This is a genomic window from Sedimentibacter sp., assembly GCF_033447055.1.
In the GTDB taxonomy this organism is placed as follows: Bacteria; Bacillota; Clostridia; order Tissierellales; family Sedimentibacteraceae; genus Sedimentibacter.
The window spans coordinates 1-11760 of record NZ_JAWQJF010000123.1; the positions used below are offsets into that span (position 1 = coordinate 1).

Sequence of the window (11760 nt, forward strand, 5' to 3'; positions counted from 1 at the left end):
AATAAAATACTTGAGTGTGAAAAAATATTTAAAAATGAATTGAGAACTCCAGATCCTGATATAAGAGTAGAATTTGAAGTTTTACAGAATCTTCCTTCACAAATGATTTCAAAAGAATCAACTGAAAATATAGTTAACTATTTATACTTAATTATTAACGGAGTCACTTCAATGAGCATGGATATTAAAGGATTAGTGGAAAGCTCTTTAAATCTCGGAGTTGTTACAACACATAAGGACGGGGTTGAATTCATAAGCTCAATTCGAAGCTCTGTCAGGAGTTTGAAGAATGAATTATATAACAGATTATTTGTAACTGCTAAGATTAATGGTGGAAATGTAGCTAGCGAATCAAGTTATCCTGAATGGGCATACAATCCTGATTCAAAAATAAGAACAATTTTTGAAAGTGTATATGAAAAAATGTACAATAAAAAGCCTAATATATCTGCAATACATGCTGGTCTTGAATGCGGGCTGTTTGCAGAAAAATTTGGCGAAATAGATGCAATTTCATTTGGACCAAATTTATATGATGTTCATACACCAAATGAAAGTATGAGTATTTCTTCAGTACAGAGAACATGGGAATATTTGTTGGAAATATTAAAAAATATAAAATAAACTAATAAATGAAATTAACGGAGGTATTAATGGATAAAAAGTTATCTAAAGACGCATATGGTAATGTACCTGGTAAAGATTATGTTCCATATATATCCAGCGGTTCCAAATTAGGTGGAAATGGTGCAGTTTTAATAATAGGGATAATCCTAGCTGTTTTATTTGCAGCATCTACTGCTTATTCTGGCATGAAATCTGGTCTTACAGTTGCCGCTGGTATACCGGGTTCTATTTTAGGGTCAGCTTTGATATCAGCATTTTCTAAAAAGAAGGGGCTTCTTGGAAAAAATTTAATACAAGGTATGTCAAGCGGTGGTGAATCCGTTGCAAGTGGTATAATATTTGTATTGCCTGCAATTTTGTTGATAGGTTCAGATGTTTCTTTCATAGAAGGCTTTGTAGTTGGCACAGGCGGAGTTCTTTTTGGTATTGGAATAGCTTCTATCGTTCATAAATACTTAATCGTAGAAGAACATGGAAAATTAATGTACCCTGAGTCAATGGCCATTTCAGAAACACTTGTTGCTTCTGAAGGCGCCGGAGAGTCAATAAAGTTTATGGGAATAGGGTTTGTGATAGGTGGTATTATAACTGCTGTAACCAGTTCATTTTTAAATGTGGCTAATAATGTTGTAAGCTATGTGAACGAAACTTTCTATAAGTGGAAATTTTAGATTGAAGTTAACCCCCTGTTATTGGGTATAAGATTTATAGTTGGATTAGATGTTTCATTAACTATGTTTGCAGGTTCTATATTAGCTAACTTCGGTATTTTGCCTTTAATAGGTTATTTTACTGCTCTTGGTCAAAGCAGTTCATTTGTATGGAATAATCCGAGCACTGCTATAAATGCTATGAATGTTTCAAATATACCTGGTAGTTATGTAAAATATATTGGTGCAGGTATGATGCTTTCTGGTGGTTTAATAGGAGCGATAAAGCTTATACCAACTATTATTTCTTCTATAAAAGAAACCCTTAGTGCTAAATCTACCAAAAATGCCGATAGCTCATCTGTTGGAACTTTAATATTATTAGGTGGTATAATAATTGGATTTTTAGCGGGTTTTTTAATTTCTGATGGAAATATATTAATGTCTTTAGTTGCTTCGATTTTATCTTTATTTTTATCATTACTATTTGTCATTGTTTCTGGACGTTTGACTGGTACTATTGGAACTTCAAACCTTCCTGTTTCTGGAATGACCATAGCTTCTTTAGTTCTTGTAACTTTATTATTTGTTGCGCTGGGATGGGTGAGTCCTGAAAATAACAAATCTTTACTTTTATTCGGTACTTTCATAGTTACTGCCATAGCCATTGCAGGTGGCTACTGTCAATCACAAAAGGTTTCTTTTATATTGGGTGGAGATAAAAATGAAATGCAAAAGTACTTTTCAATTGCATCAATAGTTGGTGTTGCAGTTGTTATTGGTACTATACTGTTACTTTCGAGCCAACTTTCATTAACTGGTGATGATGTTACCTTTGCTCTGCCTCAAGCTAACTTAATGGCAACTTTAACTGCTGGTATTATATCTGGAGAGCTGCCTTGGGTTATGATAATTTTAGGAGTTGTTATGGGAATTGTATTGTTTTTATTAAATCTTCCTATAATGACAATTGCCATAGGTTTCTATCTGCCAATATCCACTACTTCTATAATTTTAATTGGTGCTCTAGTTCGCTTATTAATAGAAAAAACTTCAAAATCTGAAAAAGAAAAAGATGTTAAGGTTTCAAATGGTATAAGTTTGTCTTCCGGTCTTGTTGCGGGTGGTTCCATAATAGGTCTTGTAGGGATAATACTTCAAGTTTCCGGTGTTATAAAAGGAACTGCACCAAGTGGTTTTGCTGAAACTAATGGCATGGCGTTTTTGTTATTAGCAGTTCTTGTAGTAGCAACAATACTTCCTCTAATAAAAAGTAAACCAAGTTGACTTTAGCTTTTATTATAAAAAATCAGAAGTATGAGTATGAGTTATAATGATATGAATATATTTCAGTAAAAAAATAAGCAACGCCTAAATATCAATTTTAGTAGATATCAGGCGCTACTTATTTTCTTGGATATCCATTCAATACCTCTCGGTAAAGATTCAACATACATTTCACTTAATTACTACCCTACCAATCTCTTTACTCTTGTTTGGTTTAGCCGCTATATATAATCTAACTGTTAACGGGTTAGACCACGAATTCAACCAAGACAACTGGTAATTGTATTGAATTTGTTAGAATTAACGTAAACTGATGTCGTATTCTATTTATACCCATGAATTTTATCTTTAAACATAAATTTAAATTTTTTTACAATAAATTACTAATGAATATAAATTAAGATATTTTAAGATAATGCTGATTAATTTTTTGTATAAAAGATAAATATATGTTAAAATTGAAGTAGAAGTTACTATAAACATGGAGATTTAGTATGCGTAAATCATTGCTCCTGACCTGAATGCCACCTGTTTTGCTAGAATCCACTGGTTGGTAGTTGTGTTGTCGTAATAAAACATGGCTCCGTTTGTGGGGTCAGCTCCGTTTAATGCTTCCTTTGCAGCTTGTATGGCTTGTGCGTTGGCAGGATTATTGATCCAGCCATTGACCACGGGCGTGAACTGGTAAATATCCTCCTATGTTCTGGTACACTACATCTTTTATGGTGTTTGGCCACAGTTCACTTTCAACCCTGTTCATTGCTACAGCACCAACAGCAACCTGAGCTTCATAAGGCTGTCCCTGGGCTTCAGCCATAATTAATCTTGAAAGAATGTCAAGATCTTCGGCTGTGTATGAAGGCGTTTCAGTTACAGGAACCTCTGCCGGCTCTGAAACAGTCTTTGCAGCAAATGTCTTTGGAATGTTAAGTATCTGACCGATGTTTATGTAATTTGTGTAAATGTTGTTTGCTCTTCTCAGGTCAGATAATTCTATATTGAATTTTTTTGAAATTAAATACAGCGTGTCCCCTTTTTGGACAGAATAAATTTGGCAGGGAACATACAGTTCTTGTCCAATGCTTAAGTAATAGATTCTGAGGTTGTTGTCATCCATTAAATTTCCTACTGTTGTGTTGAAAAGACGGCTAATTTTGTATAGTGAATCACCACTGACAGTTTTGTAGGTTGCTGCATATGTGGCCTCAGATACTGAAAACGATAATCCGATAGTTAGACTTGTGGTTAATAGAATTGATTTGATAGCATTTTTCTTCATTTTATCCTCCTTAGCCTTCCAGGTTAGTTGATGGATTAGGGTTGAGGTACCCCGCCTAAATAAGGCTTCACCCCGATAAATAATCCCCGGTACTCTTTATGAGATTCGGCTATGAAAATTGTAATGCAAATGTAATAAGTAATCAATGGTAAGTCATTGAAGCCCAGGTTAAATGAAACATTGCTTGAAAAATATAGAAATGAGGTTAAATATGGATATTAATTTAGAATGTATTTATTGTACAATTAAAAAAGCTGATTTTTTGTTTAGTCAGCATGAAACTGATGAAGATAAAAAATTAAAATTTATGAAAGAAGTATTTGAAATAATTTCAAAGTCTGATAAAAACGATACTGCTCCATATATCGCGGCAAAGATAATGAGAATTTTAAATAGTAAATTAAATTTAAGTGATATTTATTATGAAATAAAAAAGCAATATAATAATCTTTTGTGTTCCATGGAAGAAGAAATTTCAACAAACATATATATGTCTGAGGATAATATTCTTACAGCTATGAAATATGCGATGATTGGTAATTTTATAGATTTTGGAGCTATGGATAAAGTAGATATTAATGAATTAAAAAAAATAATCAAGAGTGCTGAAAAACAAGAAATTAATATTAAAGAATATGAGAGTTTTAAAGAGGATTTGTATAATTCCAAACATATAGTATATATTGTTGATAATGCAGGGGAAATAGTATTTGACAAGATATTTATTAAAGTATTGAAAGAAAATTATCCAAGACTTGTTATAGATGTTATTGTAAGAGGAAAACCTATTTATAACGATGCAACTATTACTGATGCAAACGAAATAGGACTTTGCAGTATAGTTAATGTTATAGAAAATGGAACTGATATACCAGGAACTCAGCTAGATAAAATAAATATAAAGTCAAAAAATGTAATTGATAATGCTGATTTAATAATTTCAAAAGGACAAGGAAATTTTGAAACACTATTTGGCTGTGAAAAAAATATTTATTATTTATTTTTATGTAAATGCGATTTGTTTACTAAGAGATTTAATTTAGAAAAATTTAAAGGAATATTTGTTAACGAAAGAAATGTCAAGGATATAATAAAAAAAAACTAGAAGGAAGGGCATTCTAACTAAATGCTACAAATTAGGTGTAGAGGATAATTATTTCAGATTTCGTATATATTAATTTACTAATAAGTATAAATAAATATATTATTCAAATAATAAGTAAAAAACCGAGGCGAAACATGATAAAATTTATTTTGATGTATTCGGTATTAGTTATAGTATTGCTTACGTCCTGCGCGATACCTAAAAATGAAGCAGAAATTGATGAACTTTAAAATAATTAAAATAAAATTAAAATAATTATTGACATATGCTTAAAACGATGTATAATTATATTATAAATGACATATGCCCAAAACCATTAGGAGGTGATTTATATGCCAAGAAGAGATGGAACAGGTCCTGCTTCAGGAACTGGTAATTTTGGAGGAAGAATGGGAGGTCCTGCAAGCGCGGGTCCCGAAGGTTATTGTGAATGTCCTAAATGTGGTACAAAAGTAAAGCATAATCGTGGAGAGACATGTACTGCTAAGAAGTGCCCAAATTGCGGTACGACAATGATTAGAGCTTAATTAGAGAATTTTGAAGGAGATGATTGATATGCCAAGAAGAGATAGAACAGGTCCTATGGGACAAGGTCCAATGACAGGCAGAGGTTTAGGAAATTGCACAGGAGTAAACAACAACGGTGAATATGGAACAAGAATAGGTAGTGGTTTTGGAATAGGAATTGGACGCAGAATGGGACTAGGAATTGGTCGTGGCTTTGGTACAGGTCGCGGTCTTGGGTCTGCATATGGACGCAGAAAAATTTTTGGAAGATTCTTGTAATAAAGTTATAAAATAATCCTAAGAAATAAGATGAAACAGTAACAGGGTAATATACCTGTTGCTGTTTCAATATAATGAAAATTTAGTAATACTTAGACTATAAAAATATAAATTTATTAGTATGGAAAAGTGTGTTATACTAATATGGAATATAAATAAAAGTATCTAGTTGGAGGATTAGGGGGAAAGTATGTTAGAAAAAGGTTATATTCAAGTTTATACAGGTAACGGAAAGGGTAAGACTACAGCTGCACTTGGTATTACTCTGAGATCGATTTGTGCAGGAAACAAGGTATTTTTTGGACAATTTATGAAGGGTCAGTATTATAGCGAACTGAAGGCTTCTGAATTTCTTCCGGGACTTGATATGGAACAATTCGGTGGTGCATGTTTTGTTAGAGGAATGCCATCTGAAAAGGATTTTGAGGATGCTCAGAATGGTCTGAAAAAGATGAAGGATGTTTTGATTTCAGGGAAATATGATATGGTTGTATTCGATGAAGTTAATACAGCATTATTTTTTAAACTTATAACAGTTGAGGCAGTTTTGGAGGTTTTGGATTTAAAACCTGAAAAAACAGAGGTTATACTTACAGGACGTTATGCTCCCCAGGAGATAATAGATCGTGCTGACTTAGTTACAGAAATGAAAGAAATAAAGCATTATTATAACGATGGAGTAAATTCAAGAGTTGGAATAGAAAAATAAAGTGATTGGTTTTGATGCTTAATAAACTCGATAAAAATTGTAGATTTAGATAAAAATAAAGTGATACTTATTTTGTTATGAGTATTGCTTTTTTATTACATTATTTTTAAGTAATGCAGAAAAGGGCGATAATGAGAACAAAGAAATTTTTGTAATAGAAAGTAAATTAAATTGTCAAACTATAGGCTTATGTTATATAATAGTAAAATACTTGAAGCTTTTTTTAAAGAAGGTTAAACATAAGATGAAAAGAATTAAAGAAATTTTTAGTGATTATAAAGCTGGGGGTAATATAAATGTCGCCTTAGTAGAAAGGGTGGTATTAAACAAAAAAAATAAAACCCTGGAAATGAAAATTAAATCAGATGAATATATTGAAATAAGAGAGTTGGAAGGCTTTAATGACTTTATAAAAAAAAGATTTGCTTTGGACGATTCTAAAATAGTTGTAAATTATGCTGAAGGAACGAATAAAAAACCTATACAAGAGGAAATAAAAAATATTGTACTATTGCTGGCAGACAAATTTCCTGCATTAAAGGCAGTGCTTAGCAATAGCGAATATGAAATAGTTGAGAATGCAATAAATTTTAATTTTAAGAGTGCTATTTCAGAACCTTTAAAAGCTAAGGGTTACGATAAGAAAATTCATGAATATATAAAAAATTTGTACGGTGAAGCATATCAAATAAATTTTATCGATAGAGTGGGCAGTGAAGAATTTATAAGGATGCAAGAGGCTGCACTTACTAAAGAAATGCAGGATATTCAAAAGGAAGTCAAATCTGCACCTAGCAATATTCCTAAAATTACTAAAAAAACTGCAGAAATAAAGCAGGAAACAAAAGAAGATTCAACGGTTAAAAAAAGCAATCCGTTCTTGATATTAGGCAGAAATGCAAGTATGAAAGATACTATAATTAAAATTATAGATATTACACCGGATGAGGGCAGGATAGCCATTGAAGGTGAAATATCCAATTTAGAATCTAAGGAACTTCGAAGCGGTAAAATATTGATTTCTTTTGATATATATGATGGTACAAGTTCTATGACCTGCAAGTCATTTTTAAAGCAAGGCGAAGATGCAGAGGTGTTATCAAGGCTTAAAAAGGCCAAAGGTGTCAGGATTGCAGGGAATTCTGGCTTTAGTAAATTTTCAGGTGAGATTGAACTTGTTGTCAATACTATAATAGAAACTGAAGGCAGAAAAAAAGTTAAAAGAATGGACAATTCAGAAATAAAAAGGGTAGAGCTTCACATGCATACACAAATGAGTCAGATGGATGCTATGACAAATGCCACTGATCTCATAAAGAGAGCCATGAACTGGGGTATGAAATCTATTGCAATAACAGATCATGGAGTTGTACAGTCATTTCCTGAGGCACATAAGCTTTTGGGAAGGGATAATCCCGATATGAAGATAATTTATGGAGTAGAGGCTTATTTGGCACCTGATAAAAAACCTTCAGTAACAAATTCAAAGGGTCAGAGAATTGATACAACATATTGTGTTTTGGATTTGGAAACCACAGGATTCTCGCCTTTAACAGAAAAAATTACTGAAATAGGAATTATGAAAATTCAAGGTGGAAAGCTTATTGACGAATTTAGCAGTTTTGTTAATCCTGAAAAGCCAATTCCGGCAAGGGTTGTTGAGGTTACAAACATAACTGATGATATGGTCAAAAATGAAGAAAAAATAGATATGGTTTTTCCAAAAATGCTTAAATTTATTGATGGTAGTGTTTTGGTTGCTCATAATGCAGAGTTTGATATAGGTTTCTTAAAGCATTTTTCTAAAGATTTAGGATATGACTTTGATTTTACTTATATAGATACATTGTCTTTAGCCCATGAGCTCTTTCCGAATTTTAAAACCTATAAGCTGGGTAGAATTGCTAAAAATCTTGGGATAAAAGTAGAAGTTGCTCATAGAGCATTAGATGATGTTGATACTACAGTTAAGATATTTAATGTGATGCTTGAAAAATTAATTAAAAGAGGAGCAGAGTTTCTCGATGATATTGAAACTTATGCATCTGATGAAGAAGCTAAGAAGGAAGAGTATAAGAAACTTAAAACTTTTCATGCAATAATATTAGCAAAGAATTACGTTGGATTAAAGAATTTATATAAGCTTGTATCTTATTCTCATTTAGATTATTTTTACAAAAAACCTCGAATATTAAAAAGCCTTTATAAAAAATATTCTGAAGGTTTAATAATCGGTAGCGCCTGCAGTGAAGGAGAGCTTTATCAGGCAATTTTGCTCGGAAAATCCGAGGAGGAAATTGAAGCTATTGCAAATGAGTATGATTATTTGGAAATTCAGCCAATAGGAAATAATGATTATTTAGTAAGGTCTGAACAGGTGCCGGATAAGGAATATTTAAAGGACATCAACAGAAAAATTGTTGCTCTTGGAGAAAAATTAGATAAGCCTGTAGTAGCCACGGGAGATGTTCACTTCATGGATCCTGAGGATGAAATTTATAGGCGAATACTGGAAGCAGGCCAAGGATTTAAGGATGCAGACTATCAAGCTCCGTTATATTTAAAAACAACTGAGGAGATGCTTAAAGAATTCTATTATTTGGGTGAGGAAAAATCATATGAAGTTGTAGTTAAAAACACCAACATGATTTCTGATATGTGCGAACAAATCAGTCCTATTTCATATGAAAAATGCCCTCCCCACATTGAAGGATGCGAAAAGACTATTAAGGATATTGCTTTCGGGAAGGCACATGAGCTTTATGGTAATCCGCTTCCGGAGATTGTTCAGCTTCGTCTTGATAAAGAGCTTGATTCTATTATAAAAAATGGATTTTCCGTAATGTATATAATTGCTCAAAAGCTGGTTTGGAAATCAAATGAAGATGGCTACTTGGTTGGTTCAAGAGGTTCTGTAGGTTCATCTGTGGTAGCATACATGACCGGCATAACGGAAGTAAATGCAATGCCTCCACATTATAGGTGCCCAAGCTGTAAATATTCGGATTTTTCTAATTTTGGAGTTGAAAATGGTTTTGACTTGCCGGATAAAATCTGTCCTGTCTGCGGAGAAAAGCTTTCTAAGGATGGCATAGACATACCTTTTGAAACGTTTTTAGGATTCAACGGCGACAAGGAGCCAGATATAGATTTAAATTTTTCCGGAGAATATCAGGCAAAAGCACATAAGTATACTGAAGTTATATTTGGAAAAGGTACAACCTTTAAAGCAGGTACCATTGGTACCATAGCTGATAAAACTGCTTTTGGATATGTGAAAAAGTATTTTGAGGAAAAAAACATCACATTGAGCAAGGCAGAAATAACCAGAATATCAAAAGGCTGCACTGGTATTAAAAGAACGACAGGCCAGCACCCCGGCGGAATAATAGTTGTGCCTAAGGGAAGGGAAATTTATGAATTTTGCCCCGTACAGCATCCTGCCGATGATTCTGATTCAGACATTATCACAACACATTTTGATTATCACTCAATCGACCAGAACCTATTAAAACTGGATATATTGGGTCATGATGACCCTACAGTAATAAGAATGCTGCAGGATATTACGGGAGTAGATCCCTTAACTATACCTATGGATGATAAAGAGACTATGTCATTGTTTTCATCCACAAAAGCACTTGGAGTAACACCTGAGCAGATTAACTCCAAGGTAGGGACATTTGGAGTTCCTGAATTTGGCACAAAATTTGTTAGAGAAATGCTTTTGGATACAATGCCAAAGACCTTTATGGATTTAATTTGTATTTCAGGTCTTTCTCATGGTACAGATGTATGGGTTGGAAATGCAAAGGAATTAATTGATTCAGGAATAGTTACCACAATAAGCGACGCTGTGTGTACCAGAGATGATATTATGGTTTATCTTATTAAGAAAGGTCTGCCACCAAATGCCGCCTTTAAAATAATGGAAACTGTACGTAAAGGAAAAGCTTTAAAGGAACCGAAATGGCCGGATTATGAATCTTTAATGAGAGAACATGATGTGCCTGAATGGTATATTGATTCGTGCAAAAAAATAAAATATATGTTCCCTAAGGCTCACGCTGCAGCTTATGTAATGATGGCTTTTAGAATAGCTTGGTTTAAGGTTCATATTCCACAAGCTTATTATGCAGCATATTTCACAATAAGAGCAAAAGCATTTGACGCAGAATTTATGATTAACGGAAAAGAAGTTGTTAAGGAAAAAATCAAGGAAATTGATATGCTGGGTAATGATGCCACAAACAAGGATAAAGACATGTATGATGACCTTGAGTTGGTTTTGGAAATGTACGAGAGAGGTTTTAAATTTCTTTCTATTGATTTATATAAATCCCATGCAACTAAATTTCTGGTAGAAGAGGAAGGCCTAAGACCTCCTTTAAACAGTATATCAGGTATGGGAGCAGTAGCTGCAGAAGGAATATACAATGCAGCTCATGGAGAAGAAGAATTAAAATCAATTGATGATTTAAGAAAAAGTGCTAAGATAGGGAATGCTGCTATAGAACTTCTAAAAAAGTTCGGCTGTTTAAAAGGTCTTCCTGAAAGCGATCAATTAAGTTTTTTTGATGTAATTTAAATAGTCACTGCTGTACCTGATGATGCAGCAGCTTATGGCAAGAGTTCTTGGCAATTCTCTTAAAGGATATTAAAGAGGCATTCAAAGTTAATGAAAAAATGAAGAAAATGTTAGAATTTTGTAACATAAGTAATAAATGTGAATAGAATAAATATAAGATTTATATAAATATAAATTTAGATATAATAAAAGATATAAAATAAAGGGGTGATAATATGTTTTGTTATATAATCCCTTGGTTCATCCTGGGTTATGGTTTTGGCAGATGCAATGAAAAACACCATTATGAATGTAGATGTGATGATTATCATCTTGATCGCATTAGAAGAAGAGGCTGTAGAAGATGCTAGCAGCATTGAAACAGTAATTTATATGAGCTCTGTCGAATTTTCGTCAGAGCTTAATTGTTATGTTTGCAGAAAAAAAATTATTTAAAAATTATTTTATATAGACATAATCTTTACATAATCAACAAATTAGAGTATAATCAAATGATGGTGGATTAATTGATGAGAACAATGTCAAAAATTCTACAAAGTTAAGTACCTTTTTCAAAAGTTTGATAAGGGTAATAATATTTTAATTATTTTTTAAGGAGGAAGTAATGAAAAAAGGATTATTAATTGTGTTAGTTTTTGTGTTGTCATTTGGTTTTTTACAAGTAGCTAATAATTTAGTCGGAGAAACTGTGACAGGAGAAACTTTAACAGGAACAGCAAAAGGTTTTGG

General features: G+C 32.7%; 9 protein-coding genes, 1 pseudogene and 1 riboswitch. Of the genes and pseudogenes, 8 read left to right on the top strand and 2 right to left on the bottom strand.

Annotated elements, in window-relative coordinates:
• Positions 1 to 624 (top strand): M20/M25/M40 family metallo-hydrolase (locus SA378_RS08490; RefSeq protein ID WP_318525557.1); only part of this gene is annotated, 624 nt, incomplete at its 5' end.
• Positions 625 to 653: 29 nt separating this feature from the next.
• Positions 654 to 2564: pseudogene (locus SA378_RS08495) on the top strand (OPT family oligopeptide transporter).
• Positions 2565 to 3053: 489 nt separating this feature from the next.
• On the opposite strand, the gene SA378_RS08500 reads toward SA378_RS08495, so the two are convergent.
• Together SA378_RS08500 and SA378_RS08505 are read right to left on the bottom strand one after the other, a co-directional pair.
• Positions 3054 to 3236 (bottom strand): cell wall hydrolase, encoded by a 183-nt coding sequence (locus SA378_RS08500; protein ID WP_318525558.1) that lies wholly within the window; start codon positions 3234 to 3236, stop codon positions 3054 to 3056.
• Positions 3214 to 3681, bottom strand: coding sequence for a LysM peptidoglycan-binding domain-containing protein (locus SA378_RS08505; RefSeq protein ID WP_318525565.1), 468 nt, complete (start codon positions 3679 to 3681; stop codon positions 3214 to 3216). Before SA378_RS08505 ends, SA378_RS08500 begins: the two co-directional genes overlap by 23 nt.
• Before the next feature lie 159 nt (positions 3682 to 3840).
• Positions 3841 to 3964: riboswitch (cyclic di-AMP (ydaO/yuaA leader) on the bottom strand.
• 90 nt (positions 3965 to 4054) lie between these two features.
• Here SA378_RS08505 and SA378_RS08515 point away from each other — a divergent pair.
• The 6 genes from SA378_RS08515 (at position 4055) to SA378_RS08540 (ending at position 11466) form a co-directional block, all read left to right on the top strand.
• Entirely contained in the window at positions 4055 to 4948 is an 894-nt protein-coding gene (locus SA378_RS08515; protein WP_318525559.1) for a damage-control phosphatase ARMT1 family protein, read from the top strand.
• 332 nt (positions 4949 to 5280) lie between these two features.
• Positions 5281 to 5475 (top strand): hypothetical protein, encoded by a 195-nt coding sequence (locus SA378_RS08520; protein WP_318525560.1) that lies wholly within the window; start codon positions 5281 to 5283, stop codon positions 5473 to 5475.
• 28 nt (positions 5476 to 5503) lie between these two features.
• Positions 5504 to 5734 carry a DUF5320 domain-containing protein gene (locus SA378_RS08525; RefSeq protein WP_318525561.1) on the top strand — a complete coding sequence of 77 codons (231 nt, stop codon included), beginning with the start codon at positions 5504 to 5506 and terminating at the stop codon, positions 5732 to 5734.
• A gap of 190 nt (positions 5735 to 5924) precedes the next feature.
• Positions 5925 to 6443, top strand: a complete 519-nt coding sequence (locus tag SA378_RS08530; protein ID WP_318525562.1) for a cob(I)yrinic acid a,c-diamide adenosyltransferase — start codon at positions 5925 to 5927, stop codon at positions 6441 to 6443.
• Positions 6444 to 6687: 244 nt separating this feature from the next.
• Entirely contained in the window at positions 6688 to 11031 is a 4344-nt protein-coding gene (polC, locus tag SA378_RS08535) for a DNA polymerase III subunit alpha (protein ID WP_318525563.1), read from the top strand.
• 258 nt (positions 11032 to 11289) lie between these two features.
• On the top strand, positions 11290 to 11466 hold the full coding sequence (locus tag SA378_RS08540) for a hypothetical protein (protein ID WP_318525564.1): 177 nt from the start codon (positions 11290 to 11292) through the stop codon (positions 11464 to 11466).
• Positions 11467 to 11760 lie beyond the last annotated feature (294 nt).

Excerpts from the sequence above, each read along its gene's own strand:
- SA378_RS08505 (WP_318525565.1), bottom strand. The coding sequence starts at position 3,681 with ATGGATGACAACAACCTCAGAATCTATTACTTAAGCATTGGACAAGAA.
- SA378_RS08515 (WP_318525559.1), top strand. The coding sequence starts at position 4,055 with ATGGATATTAATTTAGAATGTATTTATTGTACAATTAAAAAAGCTGAT.
- SA378_RS08520 (WP_318525560.1), top strand. The coding sequence starts at position 5,281 with ATGCCAAGAAGAGATGGAACAGGTCCTGCTTCAGGAACTGGTAATTTT.
- SA378_RS08525 (WP_318525561.1), top strand. The coding sequence starts at position 5,504 with ATGCCAAGAAGAGATAGAACAGGTCCTATGGGACAAGGTCCAATGACA.
- SA378_RS08530 (WP_318525562.1), top strand. The coding sequence starts at position 5,925 with ATGTTAGAAAAAGGTTATATTCAAGTTTATACAGGTAACGGAAAGGGT.
- polC (WP_318525563.1), top strand. The coding sequence starts at position 6,688 with ATGAAAAGAATTAAAGAAATTTTTAGTGATTATAAAGCTGGGGGTAAT.